The 20,557-nt window shown below is 52.5% G+C and carries 17 protein-coding genes and 1 pseudogene; 8 read left to right on the top strand and 10 right to left on the bottom strand.

Annotated elements, in window-relative coordinates; genetic code table 11:
• The first annotated feature begins 6 nt into the window (after positions 1 to 6).
• From nirB to GZ59_RS23290, 4 genes are read left to right on the top strand one after another with little or no spacing between them, the layout of a single operon-like run.
• Complete coding sequence (gene nirB, locus GZ59_RS14445) at positions 7 to 4,194, top strand: nitrite reductase large subunit NirB (RefSeq protein ID WP_080708300.1); 4,188 nt, start codon at positions 7 to 9, stop codon at positions 4,192 to 4,194.
• Positions 4,191 to 6,899 carry a nitrate reductase gene (locus GZ59_RS14440; RefSeq protein ID WP_039292731.1) on the top strand — a complete coding sequence of 903 codons (2,709 nt, stop codon included), beginning with the start codon at positions 4,191 to 4,193 and terminating at the stop codon, positions 6,897 to 6,899. The genes nirB and GZ59_RS14440 overlap by 4 nt, the downstream gene beginning before the upstream one ends.
• A gap of 25 nt (positions 6,900 to 6,924) precedes the next feature.
• Positions 6,925 to 7,758 carry a uroporphyrinogen-III C-methyltransferase gene (gene cobA, locus GZ59_RS14435; RefSeq protein ID WP_039292728.1) on the top strand — a complete coding sequence of 278 codons (834 nt, stop codon included), beginning with the start codon at positions 6,925 to 6,927 and terminating at the stop codon, positions 7,756 to 7,758.
• 48 nt (positions 7,759 to 7,806) lie between these two features.
• Entirely contained in the window at positions 7,807 to 7,977 is a 171-nt protein-coding gene (locus tag GZ59_RS23290; protein WP_235213959.1) for a hypothetical protein, read from the top strand.
• Positions 7,978 to 8,065: 88 nt separating this feature from the next.
• On the opposite strand, the gene GZ59_RS14430 is transcribed toward GZ59_RS23290, so the two are convergent.
• The 3 genes from GZ59_RS14430 to GZ59_RS14420 all read right to left on the bottom strand — a co-directional run bounded on the left by GZ59_RS14430 (position 8,066) and on the right by GZ59_RS14420 (position 9,521).
• The gene (locus GZ59_RS14430) at positions 8,066 to 8,530 is read right to left on the bottom strand and encodes a YehS family protein (RefSeq protein WP_039292723.1); all 465 of its coding nucleotides are present in this window, start codon (positions 8,528 to 8,530) and stop codon (positions 8,066 to 8,068) included.
• Between the two features lie 84 nt (positions 8,531 to 8,614).
• Entirely contained in the window at positions 8,615 to 9,136 is a 522-nt protein-coding gene (locus tag GZ59_RS14425) for a 1,2-dihydroxy-3-keto-5-methylthiopentene dioxygenase (RefSeq protein WP_039292720.1), read from the bottom strand.
• 79 nt (positions 9,137 to 9,215) lie between these two features.
• Positions 9,216 to 9,521: an ArsR/SmtB family transcription factor gene (locus GZ59_RS14420; protein WP_039292717.1), complete on the bottom strand. Its 306-nt coding sequence runs from the start codon at positions 9,519 to 9,521 to the stop codon at positions 9,216 to 9,218.
• Positions 9,522 to 9,608: 87 nt separating this feature from the next.
• On the opposite strand from GZ59_RS14420, the gene GZ59_RS14415 reads away from it, so the two are divergent.
• Entirely contained in the window at positions 9,609 to 10,697 is a 1,089-nt protein-coding gene (locus tag GZ59_RS14415) for an NADH:flavin oxidoreductase/NADH oxidase (protein ID WP_039292714.1), read from the top strand.
• A gap of 198 nt (positions 10,698 to 10,895) precedes the next feature.
• Here GZ59_RS14415 and GZ59_RS14410 read toward each other — a convergent pair.
• From GZ59_RS14410 to GZ59_RS14385, 5 genes and pseudogenes are all read right to left on the bottom strand, one after another.
• Positions 10,896 to 11,229: pseudogene (locus GZ59_RS14410) on the bottom strand (EmrE family multidrug efflux SMR transporter).
• 19 nt (positions 11,230 to 11,248) lie between these two features.
• The gene (locus tag GZ59_RS14405) at positions 11,249 to 13,303 is read right to left on the bottom strand and encodes a toxin-antitoxin system YwqK family antitoxin (protein WP_039292711.1); all 2,055 of its coding nucleotides are present in this window, start codon (positions 13,301 to 13,303) and stop codon (positions 11,249 to 11,251) included.
• A 590-nt stretch (positions 13,304 to 13,893) separates the two neighbouring features.
• A complete protein-coding gene (locus GZ59_RS14395; RefSeq protein ID WP_039292706.1) occupies positions 13,894 to 14,733 on the bottom strand; it encodes an MBL fold metallo-hydrolase in 840 nt (279 codons plus the stop codon).
• Between the two features lie 13 nt (positions 14,734 to 14,746).
• The gene (locus GZ59_RS14390; RefSeq protein ID WP_039292704.1) at positions 14,747 to 15,073 is read right to left on the bottom strand and encodes a tautomerase family protein; all 327 of its coding nucleotides are present in this window, start codon (positions 15,071 to 15,073) and stop codon (positions 14,747 to 14,749) included.
• A gap of 4 nt (positions 15,074 to 15,077) precedes the next feature.
• Complete coding sequence (locus GZ59_RS14385) at positions 15,078 to 15,611, bottom strand: hypothetical protein (RefSeq protein ID WP_039292701.1); 534 nt, start codon at positions 15,609 to 15,611, stop codon at positions 15,078 to 15,080.
• A gap of 165 nt (positions 15,612 to 15,776) precedes the next feature.
• Between GZ59_RS14385 and GZ59_RS14380 the strand changes: the two genes are divergently transcribed.
• Together GZ59_RS14380 and GZ59_RS14375 are read left to right on the top strand one after the other, a co-directional pair.
• Entirely contained in the window at positions 15,777 to 16,685 is a 909-nt protein-coding gene (locus tag GZ59_RS14380) for a LysR substrate-binding domain-containing protein (RefSeq protein WP_039292699.1), read from the top strand.
• A gap of 117 nt (positions 16,686 to 16,802) precedes the next feature.
• A complete protein-coding gene (locus tag GZ59_RS14375; RefSeq protein ID WP_039292696.1) occupies positions 16,803 to 17,453 on the top strand; it encodes a DUF2268 domain-containing putative Zn-dependent protease in 651 nt (216 codons plus the stop codon).
• A gap of 129 nt (positions 17,454 to 17,582) precedes the next feature.
• Here GZ59_RS14375 and GZ59_RS14370 read toward each other — a convergent pair whose 3' ends face one another.
• Complete coding sequence (locus GZ59_RS14370; protein ID WP_039292693.1) at positions 17,583 to 18,032, bottom strand: NUDIX hydrolase; 450 nt, start codon at positions 18,030 to 18,032, stop codon at positions 17,583 to 17,585.
• A 227-nt stretch (positions 18,033 to 18,259) separates the two neighbouring features.
• Positions 18,260 to 19,135 (bottom strand): LysR family transcriptional regulator, encoded by an 876-nt coding sequence (locus GZ59_RS14365; RefSeq protein WP_051623315.1) that lies wholly within the window; start codon positions 19,133 to 19,135, stop codon positions 18,260 to 18,262.
• A gap of 136 nt (positions 19,136 to 19,271) precedes the next feature.
• Here GZ59_RS14365 and GZ59_RS14360 point away from each other — a divergent pair, with 136 nt between their 5' ends.
• The gene (locus GZ59_RS14360) at positions 19,272 to 20,528 is read left to right on the top strand and encodes an alpha/beta fold hydrolase (protein ID WP_039292687.1); all 1,257 of its coding nucleotides are present in this window, start codon (positions 19,272 to 19,274) and stop codon (positions 20,526 to 20,528) included.
• The last annotated feature ends 29 nt before the right edge of the window (positions 20,529 to 20,557 follow it).

Here is a 20,557-nt window from a genome sequence, read left to right as displayed (position 1 = left end):
ACGATGATGAAACCGCATCTGATAGTGATTGGTAACGGGATGGCGAGCGCGCGATTCGTCGATACGCTGCGGCAACTGGCCGCGACGTGCTACCGAATCACCGTGATTGGTGATGAACCGCGCGCCAGCTATAACCGCATCCTGCTGTCGCCCGTGTTGAGCGGCGAAAAAGCGTTTGCGGATACCTTACTGACGCCTGCGGCTATCGACGACGATACGGCACTGCCAGTGAATTATCTGCTGGGCGAGCGGGTAACCCATATCGATCGCCAAGCGCGTGAGGTGACGACGACACAACGGCAACTGCATTACGACCATCTGGTGCTGGCGACGGGTTCAACGCCGTTTATGCCGCCGATGCCGGGTATCGATCTAGCTGGCGTGTGTGGTTTCCGCACGCTGGATGATGTTGAACTGATGTTGGCGACGATTAGCCAGTCCGTTCCTGCGGTGGTGATTGGCGGGGGTCTGCTCGGTATTGAGGCTGCAGCGGCGCTAAGGCTGCGTGGTGCTGACGTTACGTTGCTGCATCGCGTTCCGATTCTCATGGAACGTCAACTGGATGCCACTGCGAGCGACCTGCTGTGTGACAGTCTGCGCGCGCGCGGCATTGCCTGCGAGACGGATGTGCAGGTTGCTGCGTTGCATGGCGACGCACACGGCGTAACGGCAGTCGAACTGGCTGATGGTCGCACGATCCCCGCCGGACTGGTGGTGGTGACCGCTGGCGTGATGCCTGCCAGCCAACTGGCTCGCGAGTGTGGCTTGCCTTGCAACCGTGGCGTACTGGTGGACGGACAGTTGCAAACCGCCGATCTGCATATCAGCGCGATCGGTGAATGCTGCGAACTCAATGGCGAAACGTTCGGGCTGGTGGCCCCATGTTTCGCCCATGCCACGTTGGTGGCACAGCGCCTTGCTGGACATGCACCGCAAGACTATCAGCGTGAGCAGGCGACGACGCGGCTGAAAGTCACGGGAATTGGCGTGGTCAGCGGCGGCGATATTAACGTTGCTCCGAATGATGAGGTGTACACCACGTTTGATCCGCAGACGCAGCACTATCGCCGTCTGCTGCTGCGTGACGGTCGACTGAGCGGTGTCCTGTTGTATGGCGACACTGACGACAGCCCGCGCTTGCTAGCCGCGATGGATAGCCCCGCTGAAGGCGAGATGATACCGCCTGCCGCGCTGCTTTTCGGCCTTTATTCCCCTGATTCTGACTCACAGCCTGCGGCTGTAAGGATTCCTGTCATGAGCAAACCTATTTTGGTGGTCGTAGGCCACGGTATGGTCGGCCACTATTTTCTTGAACAGTTGGTTGAGCGTGACCTGCACCAGCATTACCACATCGTGGTATTTGGCGAAGAACGCTATGAAGCCTACGACCGTGTTCATCTTTCTGAGTATTTTTCCGGGCGCAGCGCTGCCTCGCTGTCACTGGTAAAAGAAGGCTTTTTTGCCGAGAGCGGCATTGAACTGCGTAGCGCCAGCGAGATCGTAGCGATCGATCGTGAACGTCAGTGCGTGTGTGACGCGCAGGGTAGAGAAACCGCCTACGACAAACTGGTGCTGGCGACGGGGTCCTATGCATTTGTTCCGCCGATTCCCGGCAATACGCGCCCTGGCTGTCTGGTTTATCGCACATTAGACGATCTGGATGCGATTGCGGCACAGGCGAAAAAAGCCACATCCGGCGTGGTGATTGGCGGTGGTTTACTGGGGCTGGAAGCTGCCAATGCCTTGCGTCAACTGGGGCTGGATACCCATGTCGTGGAGTTTGCGCCGCGCCTGATGGCGGTGCAGTTGGATGACGGCGGTGCCTCGATGCTGCGTCGCAAGATCGAGGCTCTGGGCGTACAGATTCATGTCAGCAAAGAAACGCGTGAAATCACCGACGGCGAGCAGGCGTTGCATCGTCTCTGCTTTGCTGACGGCAGCGTGTTGGAAACCGACTTAGTGTTATTTTCCGCTGGCATTCGCCCGCGTGACAAACTGGTGGATAGCTGCGATTTAGAGAAAGGCCCGCGTGGCGGTATCGTGATTGATGACCGTTGCCAAACTTCCGACGACGCGATTTTCGCTATCGGCGAATGTGCGCTGTGGAAAGGCCAGATTTTTGGGCTGGTAGCTCCAGGCTACCAGATGGCACGTAGCGTGGCAGATACGTTAGCGCAGCGCGATACGCCGTTTACTGGCGCAGATATGAGTACCAAATTGAAGCTGCTGGGTGTGGACGTTGCGTCGATTGGCGATGCGCACGGGCGCACGGCAGGAAGTCAAAGCTACCAGTGGACGGATGGCCCGAACGAGGTCTACAAGAAAATCGTCGTTTCCGCCGACGGCAAGCATTTGCTGGGTGCGGTACTGATTGGCGACAGCAGTGATTACAGCACGCTGCTGCAAATGATGCTCAACGACATGCCGTTGCCTAAACAGCCGGAAGGGCTGATTTTACCGGCGCGTTCTGGCGATGCACCGAAAGGGCTGGGCGTGGCGGCCTTGCCGGCTAGCGCACAGATCTGTTCCTGCCATAACGTCAGCAAAGGCGACATCTCCGCTGCAGTGGCGGGTGGTTGCGGTGAACTGGGTGCGCTGAAAACCTGCACCAAGGCGGGGACGGGCTGCGGCGGCTGTGTGCCGCTGCTTAAACAGGTGATGGAGTACGAACTGACGCAGCTGGGCGTCGAAGTGAAGAAGGACATTTGCGAGCACTTCGCCTATTCGCGTCAGGAACTGTATCACCTGATCCGCGTGCATGAGATTCGCTCGTTCGACGGTCTTCTTGAGCGTTACGGGCATGGTTTAGGTTGTGAAGTCTGTAAGCCGCTGGTGGGGTCGATGCTGGCGTCTTGCTGGAATGACTATCTGCTGCAACCGCAGCACCTGCCGTTGCAGGATACCAACGATCGTTTCTTTGCCAATATCCAGAAAGATGGCACCTATTCCGTCGTGCCACGCGTTCCGGCAGGAGAGATCACCCCGGCAGGGCTGATCGCCATCGGTCAGGTCGCGCAGCGCTATAACCTGTACACCAAGATTACCGGCGGCCAGCGGGTGGATTTATTCGGGGCGCGATTGGAACAGCTTCCGGAAATCTGGCGTGAGCTGATCGACGCTGGGTTTGAAACTGGTCATGCCTACGGAAAATCACTACGTACGGTGAAGTCCTGCGTGGGATCGACCTGGTGTCGCTATGGCGTGCAGGATTCCACCGGGTTGGCGATCCAACTGGAGCACCGTTATAAGGGGCTGCGCTCGCCGCATAAAGTCAAAATGGCGGTTTCCGGCTGTACCCGCGAATGTGCGGAGGCACAAAGCAAAGATATTGGTGTGATTGCCACGGACAAAGGTTGGAATCTGTACGTGTGCGGCAACGGCGGTATGAAACCGCGCCATGCGGATCTTTTTGCCAGCGATCTGGATACCGAAACCCTACTGCGCACCATCGATCGGGTCTTGATGTTCTATATCCGCACCTGCGATCGCCTCCAGCGTACCAGCACCTGGATGGATAATCTGGAAGGCGGTATCGAGTATCTGCGCCAGGTGATTCTGGAAGACAGCCTGAATATCGGCGAAGAGTTAGATAAAGAGATGCAGCTCGTGGTGGAGGCTTACCAATGCGAATGGCAAACCACGCTGGAAAGCCCAGAACGTTTGGCGCTGTTCCGTGGTTTCCTGAACAGCGATAGCCCGGATGAGGCGGTGGTGATGGTGCCGGAGCGTGGGCAGATTCGTCCAGCGCAGGAACATGAAAAATCAGTATCGACAGAGCCGGTAGTCCTGAAACCTGCCACGCATGAAGCGGAATGGGTACAGGTAGCAACGCTGGGTGACATTCCGCGTCATGCCGGAATGGCGGCCCGCCTCGGACAGCAGCAGATCGCACTGTTCCACCTGCCGGGCAGCGAGCAGCAGGTGTACGCGTTAGAAAACCACGAACCGGGCAGTGGAGCGAATGTGCTGTCACGTGGGTTAATTGGTGATGTCGCGGGTGAAGCCGTGGTGATTTCTCCGCTGTACAAAAAGCGCTTCAAGCTGCGGGATGGCGTCAGCCCGGATGACCGTGCGCTGTATGTTCGCGCCTGGCCGGTGCGTGTGGAAGACGACGAAATCTGGGTATGCCGTCAACCGCTGGCCGTGCCGGAAAGCGTCGGTCTGGCAGACAACGACATGGCGAAAGCATCATGAACGCGCACGTCTGTCGGACAACCTGCCCGTATTGTGGCGTCGGCTGTGGCGTGCTGGCAGAACACGATGAGCAAGGCGAGGTAAAGATCAGTGGCGATCCGGCGCATCCGGCTAACTTTGGTCGCCTGTGCGTAAAAGGTTCCGCGCTGGGAGAGACGCTGGACCTGAAAGGCCGCCTGCTGTGGCCGCTGGTGGAAGGGCGTCGCGTCAGTTGGGATCAGGCGCTCGATACGGTGGCCGAACGGTTGATGGCGACTATGCAGCAGCACGGCCCGCAGTCGGTGGCGTTTTATGGTTCAGGCCAGCTGTTGACGGAAGATTATTACGTCGCCAATAAGCTGATGAAGGGCTTTATTGGCGTCGCCAATATGGATACCAACTCACGCCTGTGCATGGCATCGGCGGTGATTGGCTACAAGCGCGCATTGGGCGCGGATGCCGTTCCCTGTAATTATGAAGATATTGAACAAGCGGATGTGGTGGTACTGGTGGGTTCTAATACCGCCTGGGCGCATCCGGTGGTGTATCAGCGACTGGCGCAGGCGAAACAGCAGCGGCCGCAGATGCAGGTGGTGGTGATCGACCCGCGACGTACCGCAACCTGCGATATCGCCGATCTGCATTTACCGCTGCAACCCGGCAGCGATGCAGGGCTGTTTAACGGCCTGTTGCAGTGGATTGCACAAGACCCACGCATCGATCTCTCTGAACTGGCCGAGCGTTTTTCCGGTGTGGAGGCGGCACTACAGTCAGCGAAAGAATGGTCGGTGGCGCAGGTGGCGGATTTCTGTCAGTTAGATAAAGCCGATATTGAGTGCTTCTACCACCTGTTCAGCACCAGCGAAAAGGTGGTCACCCTTTATTCGCAGGGCGTTAATCAGTCGTCTTCGGGCAGTGATAAGTGCAATGCGATCATCAATGCGCATCTGCTGAGCGGCAAAATTGGCGTGCCGGGTTCAGGCCCTTTTTCGATAACCGGACAGCCAAATGCCATGGGCGGTCGGGAAGTCGGCGGTTTAGCCAATCAGCTTGCCAGCCACATGGGCTTTACGCCGCAGGATATCGAGCGCGTGGGGCGTTTCTGGCAAAGCGATAATGTGGCGACAGAGCCCGGCCTGAATGCGGTGGATCTGTTCCGTGCGGTTGAACGTGGCGATATTAAAGCCGTGTGGATTATGGGTACCAATCCGGTGGTATCGATGCCGGATGCTGACCGGGTGAAACAGGCGCTGGAGCGCTGCCCGCTGGTGATTGTCGCCGAGGTGATGCGGCATACCGATACCGCAGAAACCGCCGATATTTTACTCCCCGCATTAGGCTGGGGGGAAAAAGACGGCACGGTAACCAATTCCGAACGCCGATTGTCTCGCCAGCGTGCCTTTCTGCCTGCGCCGGGGGAAGCCAAAGCCGACTGGTGGATGTTGAGTCAGGTCGCGCAGCGCATGGGATTTGCTGAAGCGTTTGCTTATCAGCATCCCGCAGAGATTTTCCGTGAACACGCTGCGCTGTCTGGGTTTGAGAATAACGGCAGCCGTGCGTTCGATATCAGCGGGCTGGCAACGCTCAGCAACGAGCAGTGGCAGCAGTTGGAACCGATACAGTGGCCGGTGAATGCGGCATTCCCAAACGGACGGGCCCGACTGGGTGACGATGGACGATTCTGGCATACCGATGGTAAAGCGCATCTGGTGGCAGTAACTCCGTCGCTGCCGCAAAGCCCGTGGAGCGTGGCATATCCGATGGTGCTGAATACTGGACGCATTCGCGATCAGTGGCACACCATGACGCGTACCGGTAAAGCGGCCCGTTTGATGCGTCATATCAGTGAACCTTACTGCGAGCTGCACCCACAGGATGCACAGACGCATGATATTCAGGCGGGCGATCTGGTGCGCCTGTCGTCAGTACACGGTTGGATGCTGGCGCGGGCGCGACTCGATGCTGGGCAAGCGCGCGGTAGCGTGTTTGTACCGATGCACTGGAATCAGCAGTTCAGCGCTCAGGCGCGGGTCGACAGTTTAGTTGCCCCAATTACCGATTCTTATTCCGGCCAGCCGGAAAGCAAGCATAGTCGGGTGCGTATCCAGCCGTGGCATACCGCCTGGCAGGCCACGCTATTCTTTGCCGACGAACCGATGTCATCACCATTAGCGTTACCCGCAGAGCATGATGTTCTGCCTCCGCCTGCGACCTATTGGAGCAAGATCCCTCATGAGGGCGTGACGCAGTATCTGTTTGCCGACCGAACGTCAGTAGACGACTGGCAGGCATGGCTGGCTGAACACTATGGGTTGGAAAATATGCAATGTCAGATTGCGCAGGGCAAAGGCATATTTCATCTGATTGGCTGGCGCGAGGGCCGCGTGGCCTTGGCCTGCTATGTCAGTGCGCAGGCGCTTCGTATTGATAGCGATGCGGTACGTCAGGCGTTTATCACGCCACCACTGTTGCCACACGAGCGCCATGCTCTGCTGGCAGGTCAGGCACCGCAAGGGCAGGTGAAACAGGGAGCCACGATTTGCAGTTGCTATAGCGTCGGTGAAGCGATCATTGTCGGCGCCATTCGTAAAGGGTGCCACAGCGTGGCGGCATTAGGCGGCGCACTGAAATGCGGCACCAACTGCGGTTCCTGTATCCCTGAACTGAAGGCGTTATTGAGCCAGCATGTACCGATAACGGTCAATGAATTGAAAAAAGTAGGTTAAGCGCCACGGCGTAATGAGGTGTGACATGATGACAACACAATCAATATTGGCGAAGGGCCAGCGGCGTCAGCCCGTACTCGGCGGTGAAATCTGGCTGGTGGGGGCAGGGCCAGGTGATGCGGAACTGTTGACGTTGAAGGCGTTGCGGGCAATCCAGCAGGCGGATGTAGTGGTCTACGATCGGCTGGTATCGGCGGAGATTATGGATCTGGTGCCGGAGTTGGCGCTGTGTATCGACGTCGGTAAAACGCGCGGTTGTCACCGCCTGTCACAGGAAAAAATCAATCAGCTGTTGGTCGAGTTGGCACAGGCTGGGCAGAGAGTAATTCGCCTCAAGGGCGGCGACCCGTTTATTTTTGGACGCGGTGGTGAAGAGATGGACTATGCCCAGCAAGCCGGGATCGTCTGCCATGTGGTGCCCGGTATTACTGCTGCGACAGGCTGTGCGGCGGCAGTGGGGTTACCGCTGACACATCGAGCTTGTGCGCAGTCGGTGCGTTTCGTGACCGGCCATTCGCGCGATGGCGAACCGCAGCTGGACTGGCCAACGCTGGCGGACAGCCAGCAAACGCTGGTGTTTTATATGGGGCTGAGCCACAGCAGTCGGCTGTGCCAGCGCCTGATCGAACACGGGTTGTCAGCGCAGACGCCCGTCGCGATTATTGAACGCGGCACGCAACCGGATCAGCGATTACTGATTGCTACACTGGCGACCTTACCGGCATTGCTGGCACGCTATCAACCACAGTCGCCCAGCCTGCTAGTGGTCGGTGATGTCGTCCGCTTCTGCCGCCATCCTGCGCTGAGTGTTGAAGCGACTCCCGCGCTGCTGACGATGGAAAAACATGAAGCCGCCTGACGGCAACAGATTCCTTTACGGTTAGCGCCTCATTTTGAATGTGAAAAAATGGGATTCGATGAGGGAATTCAGCAGGGTATGAAAGATAGCGCCAGACAGATTGCGCGTAATTTATTGTTAACGGGGATGGATAAGAGCAGTGTGCAACAGGTCACTCAGATTGATGACGAAGAACTGGAGCAACTGGTAACGGCTGTCCTGCATGAAACTCAGCATTGATACCGTACTAGAAACGGAGCGTTGTCAGTGCCTTTACGGGGAAAGGCCTGTCGGGCAACGCTCACGTCTTTTCGTTAACGGGATGTTTTTAGCCTTTGCGTACCCGCGCGGTCAGCCCTTTCAGAAAGTAGCGGATCACCTGATCGCCGCAGGTACGGTAGTTTTTATGGTCAGGTGCGCGCATCATCGCAGTCACTTCCGGTAGTGAAACTCGAAAGTTTTGTGCCAGCAGGATAGCCTGAATATCATCCGTTTTTAATGAAAAGGCGACACGCAGTTTTTTCAGGATAATGTTATTCGTCACCTTGCGCTCAAACTGCGGCGCAGGCTGGTTTTCATCTTGACCGCGCTTTTGCAGAATCAGCCCATTCAGGAAATAACTCATCACGATATCCGGGCAAGGCTGATAGCCTTCCTCTCCCTCTTTTTTGACATAACTCGCCAACTGCTGGGGAGGGACGGTCATCTCCACCCGCGCCAGGATCTTCAGCAGGTGGTCATTATTGAAATTCAGCATATAGCGCACGCTGCGCAGGACATCGTTATTCATCATTACTGAGGGGGTCTCGCCGTTCGTCTTGGTACAAAGCGCACAGTATAAAGGGAACGGCGGAGAAATGCAGAAACGATCGTGGAATTAGTGAAACGTTTCCCGTCCGGTAAAGTGCCCAACCCAGCCTTCTGGATTGGTAAAAACACGGATAGCGACAAAATTAGGAAATTCACCGCAGTCAAACCAGTGCGGCGTGTTGGCGGGGACGCGCAAGAGATCGCCTGCTTCGCAGGTAAGCTGAAAAACCTGTTCGCCAATCGGCACAAAGAACGCGCCGCTACCGCGTACGAAGAAGCGAACCTCATCTTCACTGTGCGTGTGCTCCTGAAGAAACTTCTCCCGTAATGCCTTTCTCTCTGTGTGATCTGGCGTCAGGCTAATCACGTCGGCGGAAGTGTAGCCTTCTTGCTGTTTGAGGCGCTCAATATCGGCATGATACTGCGTCAAAATGGTTTCGCTGCTAGCGTTGAGCGGAGGCGCTTCGGCCTGCCAGTGCTCTAGCTGAATACCGGCGCTGGCAAGCAGCGACGCAATATCATTAAACACGGTGAGCTGCTGGACGGGCTGTGTGATGTGCGGGCGGTGGTAAATCGATAGCGTTGTCATGTCTGCTTTTCCCTCAGGTATGGAAGAACCTTAACCATTCACTTTATAGGGATAAAAAACAAGATGCTTTTTTTATAACTTATTCCGCCGATTGAGACAGGATTGCGTCAAGTAAGCCGGGGAAACGCTGTTGCATTTCGCTGCGGCGCAGCCGGTTGATGTGCGTGGTGCCGCTGTTGGTGGTATGCAGCAGGCCCGAATCGCGCAACACGCGAAAATGGTGTGACACGCTGGATTTAGGGCGACCGCCGTCGAGTTCGCTACATGTCGCTTCTTCTTGTACGGATAGGCAACGCACAATGGCTAAGCGCAACGGATCGCTCAAGGCGTACAGAACACGCTCAAGAGTAAATTCTTCAGGGGACGGGTGCTTAAAAGGTCTCATAGATGAATTATAGCGATAGGGTTGTCTAAAATCCATTGTTCGATTAATATCGAATTATCGAAATTAACAGATGAAATAGGAAATGTTATGTCCGCACTGTTCCAGCCCTTCAAACTGAAAGATATTACGTTACGTAACCGCATTGCCGTTCCACCAATGTGTACTTATTCCGCGAATGATGGCCTGATCAACGAATGGCATGAAGTGCATTATGCGTCGCTGGCGCGCGGTGGAGCAGGGTTAGTTATCGTTGAAGCGACGGCTGTTGCGCCCGAAGGCCGCATTTCTCCGCGCTGTACCGGAATTTGGAACGATGAGCAGGCGCAGGCGTTTGCCAAGGTCGCCAAATCCATTAAGGATGCAGGCTCCGTGCCGGGTATTCAGATTGCGCACGCCGGACGTAAAGCCAGTGCCAATATTCCTTGGGAAGGTGATGACCATATCCCCGCGGGTGACTCACGCGGTTGGCAGACGATTGCCCCTTCCGCAGCGGCTTTCGGTGCAAATTTATCCAAGCAGCCGCAGGAAATGACGCTGGAAGATATCGCCCGCGTTCGTGATGACTTTGTCGCTGCCGCTCGCCGTGCGCTGGAAGCTGGGTTTGAATGGCTGGAGCTGCATTTTGCTCACGGCTACCTGGCACAGAGTTTCTTCTCTGTTCACTCCAACAAGCGTAACGATCAGTACGGCGGCAGTTTTGAAAACCGTAGCCGTTTCCTGCTGGAAACGCTGGCTGCCGTTCGTGACGTCTGGCCACAACATTTGCCGCTGACTGCTCGTTTCGGCGTGATTGAATTTGACGGCCGCGATGAAGAAACGCTGCAAGAATCCATCGAACTGACGCGCCGTTTCAAAGCCGCAGGGTTGGATATGCTGAGCGTCAGCATCGGTTTCTCTACGCCGGAAGCCAATATTCCGTGGGCACCTGCCTTTATGGGACCAATTGCTCAACAGGTGCGTGAACAGGCCGATCTTCCTGTGTCCTCCGCCTGGGGCTTCGGGACGCCAGAATTGGCTGAGCAGGCTGTGGCATCGGGTCAGTTGGATCTGGTAATGGTAGGAAAAGCACATTTGGCGAATCCGCACTGGAGCTATCAGGCGGCACGCGAACTGGGCATCGATCGCGCCTCGTGGACGCTGCCAACGCCGTACGCCCACTGGCTGGAACGTTATTAATTACTGATCAATATCTCTGTGGCATTGATGTTACGTCCGACTTAGGGTGCCCAATCACCGGCGCCCTAATAACCTAGGTTCTGGCGGTCATGCTGTCCTTAAGGCGTTCCTTTTTATACCCTTTGCAGACGTCATCGTCAGCATGATCCTGGCCAGTGCGTAATGGAAAGCAAAGCACTCGCCTCCATATAACCTCACTCAATGCGGTGCCACTTTCGAAAAGATATTAATCACCAGCACACCCGCGCAAATCAGCCCCATTTCCAGTATGGCTGGCAGATCCAGCTTTTGTCCGCTGACCAACCAGCCTAGTAAACTGATCAGCATAATCCCCGCGCCAGACCAGATGGCATACGCTATCCCGGTAGGGATGTATGCCAATGTCTGCGCAAGCAGGTAGAACGCGGCGGCGTAGCAGGAAATTGTCCCCACAGAGGGCCATAAGCCGCTAAAACCCTTCAGAGTATTTCATCATCGTTGTACCAATCACTTCTGTAACGATGGCTAGGCCAAGAAGAATATAGGTGGTCATAGCAGTCTATCTGTAGAGATCAGCGTGCATATTCCCATTTCGGGAATATGCAGCCGTTAGGGCCGGGTGCGGTCTGTTTTCCGTTCTCATCGAAACGTGTTTTACATTTTGTGGTCAGCCTGCCGTCTTTCCAGACTCCGCTGCTTTTGACTTTGCCATCGGGGTAATAACAGGCGCTTTCTCCCTGGCGCAGGGCACCCTGATAATCTTTGTACTCTTTGCCATCGACCACTAACGATTTGAAACCCTGTGCGCGGCTAATGCATTGCATCTGACCGTTAGGGTAATAGCTGATTTGGGTGTAGCTGTCATCGGTGCCGATACGCGTTTCATCCTGACGCTGGCCGTTGGCATACCAGGTATTATTGGTTTGCTGACGGTTGAACAGATAATCGGCCTCGGTGAGGGGCGTGCCGTCAGGGTTAAAGGTTTGCTGTTTGCCGCAGTAGCCGCGACCACTCATCGACGGAGGGCAGTAATTACGCTCGATAATTTTGACACCAGCGGCGGTAAATTCTTGCGCCAGTCCGACTTCATCACCGTGGTCATAGGTTGATATGGACTGCGGTTTTCCGTCGGAGAAATTATAGATATTCCGGCCGTCGAGCTCGCCATTGCGGTAGCCGCGATCGGCGCGCAAAGTGGTGCCATCGTCGTAATATTCGATTTCGCGGCCGTTCAGCGTCCCCATCACATAGCCAGCTTGATAAACCAGTTTCCCGGTAGAGTTGAACTTCTGGTACACCCCGTGGGGAAGATTATCTTTATAATTAATGATTTGTGTCAGATGGCCTTTCTTATCACTCCAGCGCAGTTCTCCCTGCTTTACGCCAGCGATCAGTTCGACCTGCTGGATCTCGCCGTCAGCCGTGTTTAGCTGCCACATCCCGTTAGCCACGCCTTTCACAAACGGGCCTTCGCCGTTTTCGGTGATCCACATGCCTTCAGGCTGGTCATCAATATAATCGCCTTTCGTGCGCAGCACGCCCGCCAGACGGCGCTCACTTGGGCCATGGCGCTGGCCATTGAGGTAAGTATCGAAGCCACTTAGCTCGGGTGTATTGCTATTCGCGCCGTCGGTTATCTCCCAGCGGCCTTCTCGCTTATCGTTTTTCATCATGCCAGTGGCCGTTTCTTGCTCATCGCTGATGGTCCACTGGCCTTGCTGTTGTCCCGCTATATAGCTACCTGAACTGTCGAAGTTCTCACCAACGGTGGTCCATTTTTCGTCAGGGATGCCATGGAGGAAAAACCCTTTTACTAAGCCATATTGCTTCGAATAATAGACATAGGGCCCATTTTCGCTGCCGCTGAATTTAGCCGGATCAGCTTGCCAACTGATGGCAGTTACACGAAATTCGGCTGTGGCGCTGTCTGACTCACGGCTGAACGTCGCGGTGAGAAATAAACCGTCTTTTTCCGCAAACGTTTTTTTATAGGCGTAGACATTTTCTGCTGGCTGTTTCGCGGCATGGGAAGGTATGCCATCCTCAAAATACCAGCCGACAAACTTGCCCTGAGTAAAGTCGATGTTATCGAAATCCTGATTATCGAACGTAGGGTACTGCGCGCTGTAGTCATAAGGCGGAAGCTGGCCGAGGGCACGTTTTATCAGCGTTGAATTGAGATCTTTATTCTCGCGCACCAACTTATCCAGAACCGGTTGTAAACTCAGTACCGGAATATAGCTGCCGTCTTCAATATAACGCCAACTGCGCAGGGCGAACTTGCCGTGACTTTTACTCAACACCAGCGTGATTTGACCAGACTTGTCCACATCGGCATAAAACACGGATTCGATGGTGGAATCGGGGAAAGTACCGAGCAGGTGGGGAAGGTGATCGACACTGTGATCCTCTTCGCTACAGAAGCAGTAATAGCCGTTGACCACCTGGTTTTCCTGAATGAAAACCAGAAGGGCGTTGCTGTCGCGTGCGCCTGAAATGATCGGATGCGCCAGCGTTTTACCCGCGTAAAAAGAGTGTGGGGTGTCGTCCGGTTCTGCGAGAGCCGTGCTAATCCCTATGGCCATATTCAATAGTAAGATGCCAAATAGTAACTTTACGGCTTTCATTCCCTGACCTGCTCCTTTGAAAAAGAGCGATAGGTTACATGAAATGTTTCTAACGGTTAATATTTGGTTGAATCAATTCTTTGCCGGCTGTTTATCAAAGACGATTCAGGGAGGACCGTTGGTTATAAGCAATAACGGAGCGTCACTTTCCCTTTTCCTCAGAACATCTCAGCATCCCGGCCATACGATGGCTTTCGGCGTAGGGGGATCCGCATTTATTGAGCTGATCCCAACCCTCAAGGACAAAAAAATCTCTTTCACCATCAGTGACCACGATGTATCTATGTCCGTGTACTTCTGCGATCTCAGCAACAACAAGATTGAAGTTACGTCTTACGAATACCTTCATGCAAAACAGATACTGGAGAACTTTGCATAGTGGCACTTCTATCATTACAGTCTTGTGCCACAGCGCTGTGATGGCAAAACAACAGAGTCACTCAACGGGCATATCGTAATCGTGTGAAAGCGAATGTTCGAACCTTGCTCAAAGCTGTCGGAGGTCTTTCGAAGGGCTGTAGAGTGCCAGAAACGGACACTGATGACCTTGAACGGTGCTAATCAATAACAACCCTGTCAGGCCTACCCATTCATTTTTCAGAGTAGGAAATGCGGTATCCACTACCCTCCCTGAGAACGCTGGCAAATCCAGCCTGACTTAAGTGCATGCCGGCAATGATCAGTTTTTCGCTGACAGCTTTTTCCATAATTTTCTTTCTTGTTTCCTCAGCCTGAGCGGGATCGGTGTCGAATAAAATAGAAACAGCCGGTTGCGCTGACTGAATATGAGGATAATGGACAATGTCTCCCCATATTAATAAGCATTTATCATCCGCATCGATGCGAAAACCGGTATGCCCAGGCGTATGACCCGGTAGCCATACCGGCAGAATGCCTTCTGCTATTTTATCGCCGTTAAAAAAACGCACCTTCCGGGCGTAAGTGTCTAAGGTTTGGCGGACCAGCCAAAAATTACGTTGCCCGCGCTCATTCGCTATGTTGAGTTTTTCATCATCCTGCCAGTGTTGCGCTTCGAGAGGATGAAGAATAATTTCAGCGTGTTTAAAAACCGGCTGTTTCTCAGAATCCAGCAGGCCTCCAATATGATCCGGATGGCAGTGCGTCAATAAAACGGTATCGACGTCGTCAGGGCTGACACCCGCTGTGGCAAGGTTTGCGTTGAGTTGTCCCGCCATGTTGTTCACCGGGCCTGTGCCAGCGTCAACCAAAATGATCCGACCCAGACCGCGGATAAGGTAACAGTTTATATGGATATCGCCGGGCTCACCGATTCCGGCACGGCATTGAAGAATGTTCGCATCAGCTTTTTCAATGCCTGACAGCAAATCCAGACTCGCTGACATATTGCCGTCACTTAGCGCGGTTATCTGAAAATCGCCGATCTGACGAAACGGAAGGGTATGGCTCATCACTACCTCGAGGTTAGTTGCGGGCGAACAGGTGTTCTGCTGGGGAGCCAAAACAGCGAATACGGGTTATCAGACCAGAGGCCTGTTGAGTGGCAAAATCCAGTTCACGCATAAAGTTCTCCATCACTTCATGGGTCCGCAATGTTGTCAGACGATAAAAGAGTTCGGCATAGACCGGTTGCCCGCATCCCGGCTTTACATCGACAAAAATGATATGAACGTTTTTAGGTTCTGCACCGAGGATGTCACAGCAGAGGGTGCTGCATTTATGGGTAAAATCACCGAGGTTTTTAAACTTGTCAGAGTGATTTTCAGAAATATAAAAAGTCAGATTAGGCATGATGTCATGGCTTCCCTTTTTCAGCACTCTGCAACTGCGGTGTCAGAGGCTCGTAGAGATACACACCAGACATATCTGTAAACAGCGAGGCCATCTCAACAGGCAGGACATATGCAACGCGATAGTTAGGGGATTTATCCAGCCCCACCGCATGCATTTCCAGACCCCGATATCCCAGTTCTGTCTCTAAAAAGTCTATTGGCTTTGCGCTCAATAGCAGAATTTCATCGGAAGAGATGGCTGGAGCAAGGCCTTCACCTTCATAGAGGTTACGATGCCAGTCAGTAATCCAGACCTGCCAACGAGAGAAATTACCGCCTCCTTTTAAACGGTAATCCTCACTGCTGAGAATATTCGCATCATTAATTGTATGAATGGCAAGGTAAACAGGGCAGCCGGATTTGACGGCGCGAAAGCGTTGAGAGGTAGTGAAGCCAGCAACAGATATCAATGTGGGTAGTTTTTGCTGGCTGTAAAAGGCATTCCATTCTGCCTCGCTTTCAGGAGCGTTATACGAGCATTCCACGATATAGAACATCAGCCCATCTCTACATGAGTTATAAACGCAAGCAAATACATTTGCTCAATGATTTTTCATCATGCTACAGGCTGGTTATGCCGCTTAAAAACGATAATATGTCACGGGGCAGTGATATTAAGTCAATGAAAGCACGTTGTAAGCATTGAGCAAGGAACAGGTTTTATGCGTAGAAAAATACCCAGTAGTGCGTCCCTGCAGGCTTTTGATGCCGCCGCAAGGCACGATAGTTTTGCCCGGGCCGCAGAGGAGTTATCGTTAACGGAAGGGGCGATTAGCCGTCAGATTGCGCGTCTTGAAGCGTTGCTGAACTGTAAACTGTTTGACCGTATGGGAAGCCGGGTAAAGCTTAACCCTGTCGGCGCGCGCTATGCGCATCACGTGCGTGAAACGCTCGATCGGCTCGAAAGAGATACGCAGTACATAATGGGAATGCCTGAGGGCAGTAAGAGTCTGGATATCGCCGTCCTGCCGACCTTTTCCAGCCGTTGGCTTATTCCCCGCCTGAGCGGCTTTAACTCTTTGTTCCCGGACATAACGTTAAATATTGCGGCGAGAACGGATCCGTTCATTTTGCCTGGAAGTGGCTTTGACGCGGTCATTCATTTTGAACATTCCGCATGGGCAGGCATGCGTATGCAATTTCTGTTTCAGGAAAATCTGCTGCCTGTTTGCAATCCCTCACTATTAACAAATAATGACGTCAATCGACAGTTAAACGAACTTCCGCGCATTCACCGTCGACAGAATCCTGATGCATGGCATCACTATGCCCAGGAACGTGGAATACGCCTCGATAATCCGGCTCAGGGTGTGCGGTACGATCTTCATGAAATGGCCATCGCTGCCGTCATCGCGGGACACGGCGTAGCATTGGTTCCGCGTATGTATGTCGAGAATGAATTGAGTTGCGGCATGCTTGTTTCGCCCTGGCCAGCCTCAGACTGCCTGAGCAAAAAATTCTGTTTAGTAAAACCGACGGAAACGGGAATCAATGAGGCTGCGCTAGAAAGTTTTGAACGCTGGTTACTTGCTGAAATGAATACGTTCACCAGCCTTAATGCCGAACAATGACGTTACGTCCGCTCATAGCCGACATGGGCCATTATAAGGGTCAGGACGTGCGTACTGCTGGACCTATCTAAAGGGGTGAAGCAATACTAAGAACAGTCAGAATTTTAAGGGGCAATCATGTCTTACATGAAACTTCATATCTTAAATGCGCAGGATAAACTGACAGCCCAGAGTGAATGGCTTAATAACTGTCTGACAGAAACATATACTAAAGCAAGCATACTAATGAATCTTCCCTCTCTGGATATTATTGTGAAAGCTGGGACGCAGGTTATTCCTGAGAAAGGGCATCTCGGATACAGCCCTGAACCAGGCATTGTGTATATAACGGTTGATCCTGAAAAACCGTCATTTTGTTCTAATCCCAATAATTCTCTAGAGCGCATGCTAGCTCATGAACTTCATCATGCAGCAAGATGGGCCGGGCCGGGGTACGGCTTCAGTCTGGGTGAAGCTATTGTATCTGAGGGGCTTGCGGGACATTTCACCCTTGAGCTATTCGGTGGGGAGCCTGAACCTTGGGAGTGCCTTGATGAAGTAGAAGTCCAATCGCATATCCTACTGACGCGAAAAGATTGGGATTGCACAGATTACGACCACAATGCATGGTTTTATGGAACCAGTAACTTGCCAAGATGGCTTGGATATACTCTAGGATTTAATCTGGTTACCAGATTCCTTTTAGCAAATCCGCATTTACGCGCTTCAACGCTTACGAACGTGAATGCAGAAGCATTCAAGACATTATTTCGGACTGAAGAGCCGTAATTTGGGTAGCTATCACGGGGGTGTTTTTGTAATGAAGAACAAAAAATACTGATGTCTGCTTTTCGCTCCTAGCATCCCTTTTGCATATGCATCCTGACGAGGAGCGGAAATATTGCTATGTAGCAGAGGTTACCGACCAGTGTCCCATCCGTATTCTGAGTAACTCTCATCAGCATTAATGGCTTCAATAGCCTGCCTTACATAGGGTATTGTTTCTTCTGGCAGATCCGACATGTTCTTCCAGCTTACTTCGGCATGCTTGTCAGGTTCTGCAAGGAAAGGTACACCATTCCATTCTCGGCAGATAAAATAATGTCCTATCCATGAACGGTTTTCCGTCCACACATGCATGGTATGCGCAAGGGCCAACTCTGAAGGAATTGCGTCCACCCCGGTCTCTTCTTTTAGCTCCCTGGCGGCAGCAGTGGAGAGTGTCTCGCCTTTTTCTAGCCCACCGGCCGGTAAGCTAAAGCAACCATCCATCCAGCCCGTATTAGACCTTCGGAGCATGCAGAGTTCATCCCCTTTTAGAAGCAAGACGAATACTGCTATGGATAGATTATATCTGTCACGGCTCATGCAGCGATTGCTCCCATTACTAAGAATACTGTCTATATATACATTACTTTAATGCGTTTTGATATCTGTTAATTTTGAAAATGAATGGCTAATGAGTGTGGCTCTTCATAAAACCAATTTATGCAAAATGTCTGCTTTTCGCTCTCAGCAGACCTTCAGCGTCACGTGCTTGTCCCCTGTGTGGCAGAAGCAGATATTTTGAGCTTGATAGCAGTAACTCAGAAAGGTCATGTCAGATGAGCTTCAGCGATAATTTCCATTAAAAAGTCAGCCACTACCCTGATCCGTGAAGATGCTATTAGGTCGGTATGACTGACCAACCAGAGGTCTTCAGAAAACACACGTTGGGTATGGATGACTTCCACCAGGTCGCTGTTCTGCGCGGCAATGAAGCAGGGTAAAACTGCGAGCCCTAAGCCAGCGTTTACTGCAGCAATCTGTGTTACAAGGCTGGTCAAGGCTAATGTCGACGTCATGTCAGGGAAGTGTTCATTGAGCCATCTGGCAGAGGGGAGATGACTGAACGATTTGTCCCATGTGATAAAACTTCGGCCTATTATCGGGTTATCTTCGGGCGCAGGATGCTCGCGGACATAGGTTTCTGAACCGTACACCGCAGAAGCCACAACACCTACCTTTCGTATCTTTAAGGAATTCTGTTCAGGACGGACAAGCCGCAGCGCAATATCGGCATCATTTCGTACTACTGATACGGTATTTACACCCGTGACGAGCTCCAGAATGATTTCAGGATAACAGGCCATGAAGCGGGGTAGCTGAGGAATAATCAGGTGGTTTGCTAGCGTCACTGCTGTAGCTAGGCGGACTATTCCGGCAGGAGCCAGATCCCGTCCAGAGATTTTTTTCTCCAGTGTTCCTACTTTACCTTCCACATCTTCAGCATATTTGAGAACTTCTTTGCCAACATCAGTAAGAAAATATCCGGTCTGATGATGGAGGAACAGGCGGGTCTTTAAACTGCTTTCAAGTGCGCCAATCCTTCTTGATACTGTTGACTGGCTGACCTTCAGCTTAATGGCAGTTTTGGTGAGGCTGCTTGTTCGCGCGACTTCCAAAAAGAAGCGTAAGTCGTTCCAGTCCATGCTTATTTCACGCATAAAGTTTTCTATTTTTGGAAGATGATTGATCGATTTTATCTATAGTTTTCAAAATATGGAACAAATAAACTCTTCCTCATGGCATTTGCCAACTCAATATTTCTTAAATAGGAACAATAAAATGGAAGCAACAAATACGCATGATATACAGGGGCTGAGTGCAAGAAAGACGGTCGAGGCTTATCTGGCGGCATTTGCTGAAGGAAAGTTGGATGATATCGTCAGCCTGCTTGATGACAACGTCGTGTGGCATATCGATGGTGAGCCTGGGGTATCTACCGTTGGGCTGTTACAGGGGCCGGGGCGAGTCAGGCGCTGGCTGCAAAATTTCCCGCAGAACTTCAGGCCATTGGATTTTTCCATCAGTGACATCATTGCCCATAATGACAGCGTTCTGGTACTGGGGCGTTTTCGTCATACCGTACTGAGTACGGGAAATGCGGTTGGCAGCGATATGATCATTCACTTTAAGGTATCAGGGTCGAAAATCACCCGTTATCAAATGTTTGAAGATTCAGCTCTACTTAGCAGGGCTTTTGATGCCAGTGATGAATGGCAGCTTCAGCAGGTTAGAATTAATGGCACTCTGTATCGTTATCGCGATATTGGCGAAGGACCGACGCTTATTTTTGCTCACGGACTGTTCGCAAATCATGAAATTTTCTCTGCACAATTTCAGATACTGAGTAAGTCGTATCGTTGTATTGTCTTGGACATGCCGGGACATGGCCTGAGCGAATACGATCCCGCGGGTTGGAAACTTGACGATCTGAGCAGGGATTTAGCGTTAATGATTCAGGAACTGTCACTCGGCAAAGTGACATTTATTGGACAGAGTCAGGGCGGAATGGTCGCCATCAGGCTTGCAGCCCATTATCCGCAACTGGTGTCCGGGTTGGTTCTGATCGGCACCAGTGCCAGAGCGGAATTTCCCGAACGTCTGCAAAACTGGCACAGGCAGCGTGACATTCTGCTCACCGGTTCAGAACATGCGCGTGAAGATTTATTCAAAAAAATTCAGAGTCATATCAATAATGAGGCGTGGTTGCAGAATAATCAGGGAGAGGCTGCCCGAGAGCGTCGTATTATGCTGTCTCACAATCGCACAGGATTAGCGCTTGCATTGGATGCAGCGGTTTTTGAGCGGGGTGATATAACGGAACTACTGGCTGACATCAGTGCTCCGACACTGATCATCTGTGGGGAACAGGACACTGCAACACCTGTTGAACTGAGTCAGGAAATAGCTACCCTGATCGCTGACGCGAGTATACTCATTTTGGCTAAAACAGGTCATCATCCTCCGACTGAAGCTGCGCAGGCAGTCACGGCTGCGATTGCAGAGTTCCTGAAATTGGAATGTTCTAATCATCACTAATATCCTCACTTGTCAGTGTCTATCCATTC

The organism is Pectobacterium atrosepticum (genome assembly GCF_000740965.1).
GTDB classification, from domain to species: domain Bacteria; phylum Pseudomonadota; class Gammaproteobacteria; order Enterobacterales; family Enterobacteriaceae; genus Pectobacterium; species Pectobacterium atrosepticum.
This window is presented reverse-complemented; position numbering and strand designations above follow the sequence as displayed.